Origin of the sequence: Streptosporangium oxazolinicum, assembly GCF_039537505.1 — a bacterium.
GTDB lineage: Bacteria > Actinomycetota > Actinomycetes > Streptosporangiales > Streptosporangiaceae > Streptosporangium > Streptosporangium oxazolinicum.
Genome location: NZ_BAABAQ010000012.1, coordinates 188,021 through 201,852, shown reverse-complemented (window position 1 = coordinate 201,852; position 13,832 = coordinate 188,021). Strand labels below are relative to the sequence as shown.

The following is a 13,832-nucleotide window of genomic DNA, read 5'->3' as shown; positions in this document are numbered from 1 at the left end:
GCCATTCCACCTTGAGAAGCGCTTTACCCGCGCTTACGGAGTTCCCTCGGCCAGAGAAGACGCGGGAGGACCAACCTGATGAAGGGTGTCATAAAACGGACAATTGGGCGATAGGTGGGTGAAATCTCTGCTGGTTTCCGGTGGACGCCCTCGCCGGGACGCCGGAGCGCGCGAAGCTGGGGCGTCGGCCCCGAGGCGGGCCCCGACGGCGGCGGGGGTGTCCCCGGCGACGAGGGCCGAGGCGCCGGCGGTGGCGCGGAGCCGACCCGGTGCGTCCCGCGATGCGTGCCGCGGTGCTGCGCGCGGCGGTTGAACGGCGGAGCCGACGCCCCGTCGGACCCGCTCGCGGCCGGCCTGCCGTCGGGACGCCCGGGAGGCCGGGAGAAGGACTCCTCGACCATCCCACCGGCCGCCACCCGGGCGAGCATCGTCGAGGCCCGTCCCGCGTCGAGCCGGGAGTTCGGGTCGATCATGAGGAGGCCGCGCAGCACCGGCGTGAGCGGTCCGGCCCGCTCCATGGGGATCGGCTCACCACTGGTCAGCGCGGCGAGCGCGGCGGCGGCCGTACGGCGCCCGTGCAGGCCCCGGCCCTCGACGGCGGTGTAGAGGGTCGCGCCGAGCGACCACAGGTCGCCGGACGGGCTGGCCTTGGCCCCCAGCACCCGCTCGGGGGCGATGTATCCGGCGGAACCCAGCACAATGCCCGCCTGGGTGATCGACACGTCGCCCTCGAGCGCGGCCAGGCCGAAGTCGGTGAGCACGGCACGGTCGTCGGTCACCAGGACGTTGCTCGGCTTCACGTCGCGGTGCAGGATCCCCTTGGCGTGCACGGCGCGCAGCGCCCCCAGGACCTGCCTGCCGATCTCCGCCACCTGGCGCGGCGGCAGCGGGCCACGGTCCTGGAGGAGCTGCTCCAGCGACCTGGCGCGGAGCAGCTCCATCACGATCCAGGGACGCTCGTCCTCGGTGACGACGTCGAAGACGGTGATGACGGAGGGGTGGGCGACCATCGCGGTCGCGCGCCCCTCGCGCTCGGTCCTGGCGCACAGCTCGGCTCGGAGATCCTCGTCGAGGATCAGGGGGAGACGGACCTCCTTGACGGCCACCTCACGGTTGAGCAACTCGTCGTGTGCCCGCCAGACAGTGCCCATGCCACCGCGCCCAACCGGTTCTGACAGCCGGTAGCGCGCTGCGAGAAGGTATCCGGGCGGCGCACGCATGTGGTGCAGCTTACCGATTTGCGTAATGCGACCAGTAGAGACCGGGCCGAATCTTCTTGCCAACTTGGGTCAGATTCTCGCGCTCGTAACTGTTGAGAAACGATGCGTGACATCCGCCCAGTTGACCAGTGTCCACAGCTTCTCCACATAGTCGGGGCGTACGTTGCGGTACTGGAGGTAATAGGCGTGTTCCCAGGCGTCGAATACCAGGAGCGGGGTGGAGTTCATTCCGACATTGCCGTGATGGTCGTAGACCTGCTCGACGACCAGGCGGCGGCCCAGCGGCTCCCAGGCCAGGATGCCCCAGCCGGAGCCCTGCACCCCGGCGGTGGCGGTGGTGAGCTGCTTCTGGAACGCCTCGAAGGAGCCGAAGTGCTCGTCGATGGCCGCGGCCAGTTCGCCGTCGGGGCGGTCGCCGCCGTCCGGGGAGAGGTTCTCCCAGAAGATCGAGTGCAGCACGTGCCCGGACAGGTTGAAGGCGAAGGTCTTCTCCAGCCCGACCAGCCCGCCGAACTCGCCCTTGTCGCGCGCCTCGGCCAGCCGGTCCAGGGTGTCGTTGGCGCCCTTGACGTAGGCGGCGTGGTGCTTGGAGTGGTGCAGTTCCAGGATCTCCCCGGTGATCGCGGGCTCCAGGGCCGCGTAGTCGTAGGGCATGTCGGGCAGGACGTACTCACCCATGCGGGCTACCTCCTCGTTGATCACCTTTCCTCCGGACACTATTGCAAGCTATTCGCATCTGCATCAGTCTTGCGACCTAGGTCTTCAACTATTGCGAAGGGGTTGCAGTTGCGTCATGATGGCGAACGTCAGTTTGGTCCAGGAGGTCTCGCGCCACCGGTCTTCGACGACGCGGAGCCAGACGCCGCGGCGTTGAGGTCGATCTACGCGGCGGCGTTCACGCCGCCGCCGTGGCGCGAGACCCCCGACCGGGTCGAGGCTTTCCTCAGGCGGCTGCCGTCACAGACGGGCAACCCCGGCTTCCGCTGCGTGACCGCCCATGTCGACGGCGAGCCCGCCGGTTTCACCTGCGGCTTCGACACCCCCGCCCCCTGGCCCGCCGACCGTCTCTACCGTCCCATCGCGGACGCCCTCGGCGGTGACACGTCGGCGCTGGAGGCCCGCTTCGAGGTCCACGAACTCGCGGTCGACCCGCGCTTCACCGGCCGGGGACTCGGCGCCGCGCTGCTTCGCCGTATCACCGCGGACGCGGGCCCCTCCTGGCTCGTCACCTCATCCGCGGCCACCGCCGCCGTACGCCTCTACGAACGCCTCGGCTGGTCCCCGCTACGCGAGTTCGACGTCCCCCACGAGCCCTTCCACACCTTCCGCGTCTACCTCTCACCCGAATCTCCCGCATCTCCCGAACCACCCGGGCTCTTCGGAACCTGAGGTCGCCTGCCGTCGCCGCGAGATGGGTCGAGCATAAGTTTGGTAGCTCTAACTATGATAGTTAAAACTGCCAAACTTATGCTCATAGTCGGAGGGGCAGATGATCTCGAAACCGGGCCGCCTATTCGGCCGTGACGCGGAGTGGGAAGAGCTCTCGGAGTTCGTCACGTCCCCTGTCGCCGGGGCGACGCTGGGCCTGGTCTACGGCCGCCGGAGACAGGGTAAGACGCTGATGCTCGAACTGCTCGCCAGGGAGACGGGCGGGTTCCTGTTCGCGGCCACCCAGCAGAGCGAGCGGCAGAACCTCGCGGATCTCGGTGCCGCCTACGCGGCCTTTCGCGGACTGGGTGTGCCCGTCGTCTTCGGCACCTGGCGTGATGCGCTGGACGAGTTGCTGCGTCTCGGCGAGGAGCGGGCAGTGCCCGTCATCGTCGACGAGTTCCCCTACCTGACCGCGACGACCCCCGCCCTGCCCTCGTACCTCCAGGCGGCGCTCAGCCCGCTCGGCCATGCGAAGGAGCGCACGCGGACCCGGATGATCCTCTGCGGCAGCGCCCTCACCACCATGTCCCAGCTTCTCGGTGGTGGGGCGCCGCTTCGCGGACGAGCCTCGCTGGAACTGGTCGTCAGGCCGTTCAGGTTCCGCGACGCCGCGACCTTCTGGAACGTCGACCACGACCCCGACCTCGCGTTCCGGCTGAACGCCCTGGTCGGCGGAACCCCGGCCTACCTTGAGATGTGCGGTGGATCAGGACCTCCCGACCTCGCCAGGTTCGACGGATGGGTCGAGCGGCGCCTGCTCAACCCGGCCTCGGCCATGTTCCGCGAGGGCGCGCTCCTGCTCAGGGAGGAGCCCTCGATCGCCGATCCGACCTCCTACGCGGCGATCCTGAGCGCTCTCAGCGCCGGCAACCACCGGCGTTCGGAGATCGCCTCGGCGCTCGGCCGCCCGAGCAGCGCCCTGGCGCACCTGCTGTCGGGACTCCAGGACATCGGCCTGATCGGGCAGATCGACGACGCCCTGCGGCAGAAGCGCGCCGTGTTCCGCGTCACGGAACCCGTCGTCCGCCTCCACCGGTTGCTCATCCAGCGGCACGAGCCGGACCTGGTCGTACGGCGAGCGGCTCAGGTCTGGGCCGCCAACGCGGACACGGTGGCAGGGAAAATCTACGGCCCGCACTTCGAGGAACTCTCCAGGGAGTGGTGCTTCGAACACGCCGCCGCCGAGACCCTCGGAGGTGTCGCGGCGGCCGTCCAGCCCACGCAGATTTCCTGCAAGGAGCACCGGCAGGGCCATGAGCTCGACATCGTGGTGACCGAGAGGCTTCCGTTCGCCGCCGACAGGATCATCGCGATCGGGGAGGCGAAGGGGACGACCACCCCCGTCCCCCTCGCCGAGCTCCAGCGCCTCGAACACCTGCGCGGGTTGCTGCCCAGCGCGAAGGTCACCGTGCCGCCCAAGCTCCTGCTGTTCTCCCGGTCGGGCTTCACCGCCGATCTCGCGCGCGCCACCGTACGGCGCCTCGACGTCGAGCTCGTCGATCTCGGGCGCCTGTACGGCGGATCCTGACGGGGTGCCCCGTCTGGAGGGGGTCAGCGGCGGCCGATGGTCAGGACGGGGCCGGTGGAGTCGGTGAAGAAGTCCTCGCCCTTGTCGTCCACGACGATGAAGGCGGGGAAGTCCTCGACCTCGATCCTCCAGACGGCCTCCATGCCCAGCTCGGGGTATTCGAGGACCTCCACCTTCTTGATGCAGTCCTGGGCGAGGCGGGCGGCGGGGCCGCCGATGGAGCCGAGGTAGAAGCCGCCGTGGGCCTTGCACGCGTCGGTGACCTGCTTGGAGCGGTTGCCCTTGGCGAGCATGACCTTGGAGCCCCCGGCCGCCTGGAAGCGTTCGACGTAGGAGTCCATCCGCCCGGCGGTGGTGGGGCCGAAGGAGCCCGAGGCGTAGCCCTCGGGGGTCTTGGCGGGTCCGGCGTAGTAGACCGCGTGGTTCTTGAGGTACTCCGGCATCTCGCCGCCCGCGTCCAGGAGCTCGCCGATCTTGGCGTGCGCGATGTCGCGGGCGACCACGAGCGGCCCGGTCAGCGACAGGCGGGTCTTGACCGGGTATCTGGTCAGCTCGGCGAGGATCTCCGGCATCGGGCGGTTGAGGTCGATCCTGACGACGTCGTCCGAGAGGTGGTCGTCCGTGGTCTCCGGCAGGAACCTCGCCGGGTCGGTCTCCAGCTGCTCCAGGAAGACCCCCTCGGGGGTGATCTTCGCCAGTGCCTGGCGGTCGGCGCTGCAGGAGACCGCGATGGCGACCGGGCAGGAGGCGCCGTGGCGGGGGAGGCGGATGACGCGGACGTCGTGGCAGAAGTACTTGCCGCCGAACTGCGCGCCGATGCCGAGTTTCTGGGTGAGCTCGAAGACCTTGGCCTCCAGCTCGGTGTCGCGGAAGCCGTGGCCGGAGGGGGAACCCTCGATGGGGATGGAGTCCAGGTAGCGGGCGCTGGCGTACTTCGCGGTCTTCAGGGCGAACTCGGCGGACGTGCCGCCGACGACGACCGCGAGGTGGTACGGCGGGCAGGCGGCGGTGCCGAGGGAGCGGATCTTCTCCTCCAGGAACTGGAGCATCCGCTTCTCGTTGAGCACCGCCTTCGTCTCCTGGTAGAGGAACGACTTGTTGGCGCTGCCGCCGCCCTTGGCCATGAACAGCAGCTTGTACTCGTCGGGGTGGCCGCCCGGGTCCTCGGCGTAGAGCTCGATCTGCGCGGGGAGGTTGGAGCCGGTGTTCTTCTCCTCCCACATGGTGAGGGGGGCCATCTGGGAGTAGCGCAGGTTCAGCCGGGTGTAGGCGTCGTAGACCCCTCGGGAGATGTGTTCGGCGTCGGCGCCGTCGGTGAGCACGTGGCGCCCGCGCTTGCCCATCACGATCGCGGTGCCGGTGTCCTGGCACATCGGGAGCACGCCGCCCGCCGAGATCGAGGCGTTCTTCAGCAGGTCGAGGGCGACGAAACGGTCGTTCCCGCTCGACTCGGGGTCCTCGATGATCTTGCGGAGCTGGGCGAGGTGGGACGACCGCAGGTAGTGGGAGATGTCGTGGATCGCGTTCTCGGTGAGAAGCCGCAGCGCCTCGGGCTCGACCTCCAGGAACCTGCGTCCCGCGGCCTCGACGACCCGTACCCCCTCGGCGGTGATCAGACGGTACTCCGTCTCGTCCGGTCCCATGGGAAGCAGGTCGGTGTAGTCGAACTCGGGCATCGTCGTCGATCCTCCGTGCGGGCGCTGTTTTCCCTAGAGGGTACGGCCTCGATCCTCGCGGTCGGGGCACCCGCGGGCAGGTGGACATATGAGATGAAAGTCACAAATTTGGGGCAACTATTGGTGTCTTATGCGTCTTTTGTGCATATCTGTCCGAAGAGACGGGGGGAAGCTGGAAGAGGCCGGGCCGAGCGTCGGGCGGAAGCGGGGGGACAGCATGAACATCGAAAGCGCCATCATGGCCGGAAACGTCGTTCTGCTGGTGATCGTGGCCGTCTTCGTGGTGGCCGGTCTCACCGTGTCACTGATAGCCATCACGCTGACGAGCATCAAGGAGGCCGGTGGGCGTACCCCGGAATGGCCGGTGAGCTGGCCGGAGCCCCCGCTGACCGTCCCCCGGCAGCGCGTCGGCGTCTTCTCCGGGCGGGCGAGCCTGCCCTCGCAGGTGACCCTGCCCCCGGGCCGGGAAGGTGAGCCCGTGCGGCGGGTCAGTCTGCCCCAGCGGATCGAGATCCCCCGGCAGCGGATCGCCCCGCCCCGGCGGGCCGGCCTGCCCTCGCGGCGGGTGAGCCCGCGGAGCTGAGGCCGACGACGATGCCGGCGACCACGAGCGCGGCGCCGAGCAGGTCGGGCACCGAGGGCGCGCCGAGACCGAGCACCGCGCCGGTGGCGATGGCGCCGACCGGGATGAGCCCGGCGAACAGCCCCGCGGTTCCCGGGCCGAGCCGGGGCAGGGCGTCGTACCAGAGGAAGAACGCCACGGCCGTCACGATCACCGACTGGTAGCCCAGGCCCGCGAGCTCGGGGACCGTCGGCACCCGGATCATCGCGGCGCCGTCCGCGAACAGCCCGGCGACCGCCAGCATCGGCACGGCCAGCGCCACCGAGTACGCCGAGACGCGCATCGCGCCCAGCTTCGGCAGCAGCGGGATGGCCAGTATGGAGAAGCAGACCTCGCAGACCAGCGCGCCCAGCGACCAGAGCAGCCCGGCCAGGTCGCCGCTGCCCAGCCCGGTGGTCACCGTCGCCCCGGCGACGACCACTACCGCCGCCACGAGCAGCCGGGGCGAGGGGCGCCCGTCGAGCAGGGCGAGCGCCAGCGGCACGGTGCCGAGGACGGTCCCGACCAGGGCCGGGCCGCCGTGCCGGGTGGCCTCGATCACGCACACGTTGAAGATCACCAGCCCCGTCAGGGACAGTGCCGCCAGCAGCGCCGTCTCGCGGGCGGTCAGCCGGACGAACCGCAGCCCCGCGAGCCGGGCGGCGGCGAGCAGGATCACGGCCGCCAACAGGTAGCGCAGGGCCTGGCCGCCGTAGACCGGGTATTCGTCGATCACTCCGGAGACCCCCGCCAGGGTGCCCACCAGGAACATCGCCGTCGCGGCCTCGACCAGGCCGCGCGACTCCAACCGGGCGGAGTGGGGGGTGGTGCTGACATCCACGTTCATGTGCGGAATGCTAGGAAGCCAATGGCACCCCTGTCGGGTCCAATGCGGCAGCGAAACAGAGGACCAATTGGCCGATCTGCACCTCGTCGTCGACCGGGCGGCGGGCGGCGTCGCCGCCCAGATCGCCCGCGAACTCCGTGAGGCGGTACGGCGCGGGCGGCTGGCGGCCGGGGCCAGGCTGCCCGCCAGCCGCGAGCTGGCCAGGGATCTCGGGCTCTCCCGAGGGGTGGTGGTCGAGGCGTACGAGCAGCTCGTCGCCGAGGGCTTCCTCATCTCCCGGATCGGGGCGGGAACCACCGTGGCCCCGGCGGCGAGCCGCACCGCCGCCCCTCCCGCTCCCCCCGACGATCCCCTCCCGGCGCCGGAAAGGCCGACGCGCGCGGCGGGAGAGGACCGCGAGCCGTACCACGGGCGCCGCTCCACCGCGCCCGACCTGGGGGCGTTCCCCAGGGAGCGGTGGCTGGCCTCGATGAGGAGGACACTCGCCGCGCTGCCCGCGGAGGCCCTGGACTACGGCGATCCCGGCGGAGTTCAGGTGCTGCGCGAGGAGCTGGCCGCCTACCTCAGGAGGGTGAGGGCGGCCGATGTGAGCGCGGACAACCTGGTGATCGTGGGCGGGGTGGCCCAGGGGATCAGCCTCACGATCCAGGCGCTCGCGGGGAGGCTTCCCCGGACCAGGTCGCCCCACGACCTCGGCTGGTATGTCCGGCGGGCCGCGGGCCCCGTGCCGCCCCCCGGCCGGATCCGGCTCGCGGTCGAGGATCCGGCGGGGGGACGGCAGCTCCCGCTGCTGCGCGCCGCGGGCGCCGACCTGGCCGCCGTCCCCGTGGACGGCGAGGGCGTCGACGTCGGGACCCTGGCCGCGACCGGGGCGCGCGCGGTGCTGCTCACCCCCGCGCACCAGTACCCGACGGGGGTCGTGCTCTCGCCCCGCCGCCGCGCCGAACTGATCGAGTGGGCCGCCGCGACCGGCGCGGCGATCCTGGAGGACGACTACGACGCGGAGTTCCGCTTCGACCGCGACCCGGTGGGCTGCCTCCAGGGGCTCGCCGCCGACCGGGTGATCCTGATCGGGAGCGTCAGCAAGTCCCTCGCCCCCGGGCTCCGCCTGGGCTGGGTGGCCGCCCCGCCCGAGATCGCCGAGTCGCTGCGGCTGGCCCGTGGCGAGCTGGACCTGGGGTCGCCCGTCCTGGAGCAGTACGTCCTGGCCGACTTCGTCACGACCGGCGGCTACGACCGGCACCTGAGAAGGATGCGCCGGGAGTACCGCGCCCGCCGCGACGCCTTCGCGCTCGCCCTCGGCGAGCACCTTCCCGAGATCACCGTGCGGGGCGTCTCCGCCGGGCTCCACCTGTTCGCCGAGCTGCCGTACGGCTGGGACGAGGCGGCGACGGCGGAGACGGCCCGGGACCGCGGGCTCGCGGTCGAGCCGGTGGGCCCGATGCGGCACGCCGCGGGGCCGCCCGCGCTGGTGATGGGCTTCGCCCGCCTGCCCGTCCGCCGCGCCGACGCGACGATCCGCGCCCTCGCGGACGCCCTGCACCGCTGACGCGTTCCGCGAGACCCTTCCCACCTGCGAATACGTCCTCCGTGTGACATCCCGTACGGCCGGGGAGATCGTCCGTATGTCCTGACAAATTCTTGACGGCTTCTGACTCGTCGCTTAGAACTGGAGACCGGCCGCTTTCTTCTCCGGAGGCACGATGCGTGTTGGACTACTGGGACTCGGCAGGATCGGGGCGTTCCACGCCGCGACCCTGGCGGCGCATCCCGGGGTCGACGAGCTGGTGGTGAGCGACGCGGACGGCGGGCGGGCGGCGGAGGTGGCCGCCAGGCTGGGGGCCCGGGTGGGAGACGCGTTCGACAGCGACGCGGTGGTGGTCGCCACCCCCACGGCGACCCACGCCGAGCTGCTGACGCACGCCTGCGCCAAGGGGGTGCCGGTGTTCTGCGAGAAGCCGGTGGCGTCCGGCGTACGAGACACCCTGCGCGTGCTCGACGCGGTCAGGCGGAGCGGCACGCTCGTGCACATCGGCTTCCAGCGGCGCTTCGACGCCGGTTACGCCGCCGCGAGGAAGGCGCTGGCCGCCGGAGAGCTGGGCACGCTGCACCGGGTGCACCTGCTCACCGCCGACCCCCGGCCGCCCGACCCGGGGTACATCCCGATGTCGGGCGGGATCTACCGCGACTGCCACATCCACGACTTCGACATCCTGCGCTGGGTCACCGGCGGGGAGGCCGAGACCGTCTACGCGACCGGTTCCAACCGGGGCGAGGCGTTCTTCGCCGAGGCGGGGGACGTCGACACCAGCGCCGCGCTGCTCACGATGGACGACGGCACGCTCGTCACCCTTCAGGGTTCGCGCTACAACGGAGCCGGGTACGACGTGCGGATGGAGCTGGCGGGCACCCAGGGCACCTGGGCGGTCGGCCTCGACCCGCGCGTCCCGCTGACCAGCACCGAGGGTCTGCAGCCGCCGGGCGAGCCCTGGCCCGACTTCGCGGCCAGGTTCGAGCCCGCCTACGTCGCCGAGCTGGGCGCGTTTCTCGGCGCGGCGCGGGGGGAGACGGAAAGTCCCTGCACTGTCGAGGACGCCCTCGCGGCGCTCTACCTCGCCGAGGCCGCGGAGCTCTCCCGGCGCGAGGGGCGCCCGGTGCGCGTCACGGAGGTGATCGTGTGAGAAGAGGCGACCCGGTGGAAGAGTCGGGCTCCGCCGACGGAGGCACCCCGCTGAGAACGGCCGGAGCGCCCATCTCCTGGGGTGTCTGCGAGGTCCCCGGCTGGGGACGGCAGCTGGATCGTTCCCTGGTGCTCGCCGAGATGAGGGAGCTGGGCCTGACGGCCACCGAACTCGGCCCCGACGGGTTCCTGCCGCCCTCGCCGACGCGCTGCCGCGCCCTGCTCGCGGAGTACGGGCTGCGGGCAGTGGGCGGGTTCGTCCCCGTCGTCCTGCACGAGGCCGACCACGACCCGCTCCCGGTCGTCCGGGCCGCGATGCGCGCCTTCATGGACGGCGAGGTGGACGTGGTCGTGCTGGCCGCCTCCACCGGCGGCGAGGGTTACGACGCCAGGCCGGAGCTGGACGCCGCCGCCTGGAAGACCCTGATGGGCAACCTGCGCCGGATCCTCAAGAACGCCAAGGAGTTCGGCAGGACCGTCACCCTGCACCCGCACATCGGGACCGTGGTGGAAAGCCGCGAGGAGGTCCAGCGGGTGCTCGACGGCAGCCCGGTGCCGCTCTGCCTCGACACCGGCCACCTCCTCGCGGGCGGCACCGACCCCGCCGACCTGGTCTCCCGCGCCGCGGGGCGGATCGCGCACGTCCACCTCAAGGACGTGGACGCCGCGATGGCCGGGCGGGTCGGGGCGGGCGAGCTGACCTACACCCAGGCCGTGCGGGACGGCCTCTACCGCCCACTGGGCCGGGGTGACGTGGACGTCCCCGCCATCGTCGGCGGCCTGACGGCGGCCGGGTACGACGGCTGGTACGTCCTGGAGCAGGACATCGTGCTGGGTCCCGGCGCTCCCGATGGTCCTGGCGCTTCCGATGCTCCCGGTGCTTCCGGTGCTCTCGGTGCTCCCGGCGGTTCCGGCGGTTCCGGCGATCCGAAGGAGAACGTCCGCGAGAGCCTGGCGTACCTGGAGAGGCTCACCTCCGGGAGCGGCGGGGCGGCTCCCGGTGAGGGACGCGCATGATCGAGGTCCTGACCATGGGGCGGGCCGGGGTCGACATCTACCCGCTGCAGGTGGGGGTGTCGCTGCGCGAGGTCGAGACCTTCGGCAAGTATCTGGGCGGCAGTCCCACCAACGTGGCCGTGGCCGCCGCCCGGCTGGGCCACTTCAGCTCGGTGATCACCAGGACCGGGGACGACCCGTTCGGGCTCTTCGTGCACGACGCGCTGCGCGAGTACGGGGTCGACGACGGCTTCGTCACCCCGGTCGCGCACCTGCCCACCCCGGTGACGTTCTGCGAGATCCGGCCGCCGGACGACTTCCCCCTCTACTTCTACCGCTTCCCCAAGGCCCCCGACCTGGAGATCCTCCCCGAGGAGCTGGACCTGGAGGCCGTCGCGGGAGCGAGGCTCTTCTGGGCGACCGTCACCGGGCTGTCCCAGGAGCCCTCCAGGAGCGCGCACCTCACGGCCTGGCGGGCCAGGGGGCGCGTGCCGCACACCGTGCTGGACCTCGACTACCGCCCGATGTTCTGGTCCGGCGCGGAGGAGGCCCGCGAGCAGGTGCGCGAGGCCCTGCGCCACGTCACGGTGGCGGTGGGGAACCTGGACGAGGTCGAGGTGGCGACCGGCACCCGCGAGCCGTACGAGGCCGCCGGGGCGCTGCTGGAGGCGGGCGCCGAGCTCGCGATCGTGAAGCGGGGCCCGGAAGGGGTGCTCGGCATGACCGTGGCCGAGACGGTGGAGGTGCCGCCGGTGCCGGTGGAGGTGGTCAACGGCCTCGGCGCGGGAGACGCCTTCGGCGGCGCCCTCTGCCACGGTCTCCTCGAACGCTGGCCGCTGGAGGCCACGCTGCGGTTCGCCAACGCGGCCGGGGCCATCGTCGCCGGACGACTGGCCTGCGCCCCGGCCATGCCACGGCTCGACGAGGTGATGGACGTGCTCGGCGATGAGTGAGACGACCGGACCCCGCCTCGACCACAGGACGCTCACCGAGACGCGGGCGCGCTTCCCCGGGCGGATCGCGGAGGCGGCGGCGGCCCGGCGGCGAAGGAGCCTGCTGGAGGAGCGCGACCGGCTCCTGATCGTGGCCGCCGACCACACGGCCAGGGGCGTCGTCGGCGTCGGAAGCCGCCCCGGGGCGATGGAGAGCCGCGTCGAGTTGCTGGAACGACTGTGCGTGGCGCTGTCCAGACCCGGCGTGGACGGGCTGCTCGGCACCCCCGACATCGTCGAGGACCTCCTGCTCCTGGGCGCGCTGGAAGGCAAGATCGTGATCGGGTCGATGAACCGGGGCGGCCTGCACGGGTCGGCCTTCGAGTTCGACGACCGCTTCACCGCCTACGACACCCCCTCGATCGTCCGGACCCGCCTGGACGGCGGCAAGATGCTCTGCCGGATCGGCGTGGACGACCCCGCCACCGCCCGGACCCTGGAGGCGTGCGGCCGGGCCGTCACCGAGCTGGCCTCACACGACCTGGTCGCCATGATCGAGCCGTTCTGGTCCCGGAGGGTGGGCGGCGCTGTCACCCACGACCTGTCGCCCGAAGGGGTCATCCGGTCCATGCACGTCGCCCAGGCGCTCGGCGCGACCTCCGCGCGCACCTGGCTGAAGATCCCGGTCGTGGACGACATGGAACGGGTGACGCGGGCCACCACGCTGCCGACGCTGCTGCTGGGGGGCGACCCCGGCGGCGCGCCGGAGCTCACCTACGCGACCTGGCGCGAGGCGCTCCGGCTTCCCGGCGTGCGAGGCTTGGTGGTGGGCCGCGCGCTGCTGTATCCCTCCGACGACGACGTGGCCGCGGCCGTCGACACCGCCGCGGCGATGCTGGAGGTGCCATGAACGGGAGACCCGGCCGGAGCGGCATCGGCGGGGGCGGAAGCCCTGGCCGGGGCGGCGCCGGTGAGAGCGTCGACGGAAGCCTTGACCGTACCGGCGCCGGGGAGAGCGTGAACGCGAGCCTTGGCCCTGACGGCGTCGGTGAGGGCGTGGACGCGAGCCCTGGCAGGGGCGGCACCGGGGAGGAGCGACCATGACCTTCGTTCCGGCGGGAAGCACCGCGCGGGCGCCGTGGGCGCTGTCGATCACCCCGGAGGCGGCCGGGTGGACGTACGCGGGGCTTCGCGTGCTCTGCCTGTCCGGCGAGAGCGTGGAGTTCGACACCGGCGGCGAGGAGATGCTGGTCCTGCCGCTGTCGGGCGGGTGCGTGGTCGAGTGCGACGGGGTAAGGCTCACGCTGAACGGCAGGACCTCGGTCTTCCACGCGGTCACCGACTTCGCGTACCTGCCCGTCGGCACGACCGCGCGGATCACCGGGGAGGGCCGCTTCGCCCTTCCCGCCGCCCGCGCGACCCGGCGCCTCCCGGTGCGGTACGGCCCCGCGCACGCGGTCCCCGTCGAGGTGCGCGGGACGGGGCAGGCCAGCCGCCAGGTGAACAACTTCTGCGCTCCCGGCGCCTTCGACTGCGACAAACTCGTCGCGGTGGAGGTGCTCACCCCCGGCGGCAACTGGTCGTCGTACCCGCCGCACAAGCACGACACGGCCTCCGAGCGCGAGGCCGTGCTGGAGGAGATCTACTACTTCGAGGGCGGCCCCGGTTACCAGCGGGTGTACGGCACCCACGAGGTGCTGGCCGAGGTGGCGGGCGGCGACGTGGTGCTCGTCCCCAGCGGCTACCACGGCCCGTCGATGGCGGCCCCCGGCTACGACCTCTACTACCTGAACGTGCTGGCCGGGCCCGCGCCCGAACGGTCGATGGCCTTCTGCGACGACCCCCGGCACACCTGGATCCGCGCCTCGTGGGCGGAGCAGCCGATCGACCCGAGGGTTCCGATGACGAAGGCATTGTGAGG

13 protein-coding genes are annotated in these 13,832 nt (G+C 71.7%); 9 read left to right on the top strand and 4 right to left on the bottom strand.

All coding sequences use genetic code 11. From position 1 onward, the window contains the following. Positions 1-23 precede the first annotated feature (23 nt). A complete protein-coding gene (locus ABD817_RS28935) occupies positions 24-1,151 on the bottom strand; it encodes a serine/threonine-protein kinase (RefSeq protein WP_425583417.1) in 1,128 nt (375 codons plus the stop codon). Positions 1,152-1,289: 138 nt separating this feature from the next. Further along, the gene (locus ABD817_RS28930) at positions 1,290-1,898 is read right to left on the bottom strand and encodes a superoxide dismutase (protein WP_344921360.1); all 609 of its coding nucleotides are present in this window, start codon (positions 1,896-1,898) and stop codon (positions 1,290-1,292) included. Between the two features lie 192 nt (positions 1,899-2,090). Between ABD817_RS28930 and ABD817_RS28925 the strand changes: the two genes are divergently transcribed. Both ABD817_RS28925 and ABD817_RS28920 read left to right on the top strand, forming a co-directional pair. Then, positions 2,091-2,609 (top strand): GNAT family N-acetyltransferase, encoded by a 519-nt coding sequence (locus ABD817_RS28925; protein WP_344921359.1) that lies wholly within the window; start codon positions 2,091-2,093, stop codon positions 2,607-2,609. 100 nt (positions 2,610-2,709) lie between these two features. Beyond that, positions 2,710-4,179, top strand: coding sequence for an AAA family ATPase (locus tag ABD817_RS28920; protein WP_344921358.1), 1,470 nt, complete (start codon positions 2,710-2,712; stop codon positions 4,177-4,179). Positions 4,180-4,202: 23 nt separating this feature from the next. Here the strand turns inward: ABD817_RS28920 and ABD817_RS28915 are convergent, their stop codons facing one another. Next, positions 4,203-5,855 carry a fumarate hydratase gene (locus ABD817_RS28915; protein WP_344921357.1) on the bottom strand — a complete coding sequence of 551 codons (1,653 nt, stop codon included), beginning with the start codon at positions 5,853-5,855 and terminating at the stop codon, positions 4,203-4,205. A gap of 217 nt (positions 5,856-6,072) precedes the next feature. Between ABD817_RS28915 and ABD817_RS28910 the strand changes: the two genes are divergently transcribed. Beyond that, positions 6,073-6,438, top strand: a complete 366-nt coding sequence (locus tag ABD817_RS28910; RefSeq protein ID WP_344921356.1) for a hypothetical protein — start codon at positions 6,073-6,075, stop codon at positions 6,436-6,438. Here the strand turns inward: ABD817_RS28910 and ABD817_RS28905 are convergent. After that, positions 6,344-7,303 (bottom strand): DMT family transporter, encoded by a 960-nt coding sequence (locus tag ABD817_RS28905; protein WP_344921355.1) that lies wholly within the window; start codon positions 7,301-7,303, stop codon positions 6,344-6,346. The two genes, ABD817_RS28910 and ABD817_RS28905, sit on opposite strands and share 95 nt — an antisense overlap. Before the next feature lie 67 nt (positions 7,304-7,370). On the opposite strand from ABD817_RS28905, the gene pdxR reads away from it, so the two are divergent. The 6 genes from pdxR to iolB all read left to right on the top strand — a co-directional run bounded on the left by pdxR (position 7,371) and on the right by iolB (position 13,830). After that, positions 7,371-8,852, top strand: coding sequence for a MocR-like pyridoxine biosynthesis transcription factor PdxR (pdxR, locus tag ABD817_RS28900; RefSeq protein WP_344921354.1), 1,482 nt, complete (start codon positions 7,371-7,373; stop codon positions 8,850-8,852). Between the two features lie 154 nt (positions 8,853-9,006). Beyond that, on the top strand, positions 9,007-9,984 hold the full coding sequence (locus tag ABD817_RS28895) for a Gfo/Idh/MocA family protein (RefSeq protein ID WP_344921353.1): 978 nt from the start codon (positions 9,007-9,009) through the stop codon (positions 9,982-9,984). Further along, positions 9,981-11,000 carry a TIM barrel protein gene (locus ABD817_RS28890; RefSeq protein ID WP_344921352.1) on the top strand — a complete coding sequence of 340 codons (1,020 nt, stop codon included), beginning with the start codon at positions 9,981-9,983 and terminating at the stop codon, positions 10,998-11,000. Before ABD817_RS28895 ends, ABD817_RS28890 begins: the two co-directional genes overlap by 4 nt. After that, entirely contained in the window at positions 10,997-11,932 is a 936-nt protein-coding gene (gene iolC / locus ABD817_RS28885; RefSeq protein WP_344921351.1) for a 5-dehydro-2-deoxygluconokinase, read from the top strand. Before ABD817_RS28890 ends, iolC begins: the two co-directional genes overlap by 4 nt. Next, entirely contained in the window at positions 11,925-12,821 is an 897-nt protein-coding gene (locus ABD817_RS28880) for a Cgl0159 family (beta/alpha)8-fold protein (RefSeq protein ID WP_344921350.1), read from the top strand. Before iolC ends, ABD817_RS28880 begins: the two co-directional genes overlap by 8 nt. Before the next feature lie 190 nt (positions 12,822-13,011). Beyond that, positions 13,012-13,830, top strand: a complete 819-nt coding sequence (gene iolB / locus ABD817_RS28875; RefSeq protein WP_344921349.1) for a 5-deoxy-glucuronate isomerase — start codon at positions 13,012-13,014, stop codon at positions 13,828-13,830. The last annotated feature ends 2 nt before the right edge of the window (positions 13,831-13,832 follow it).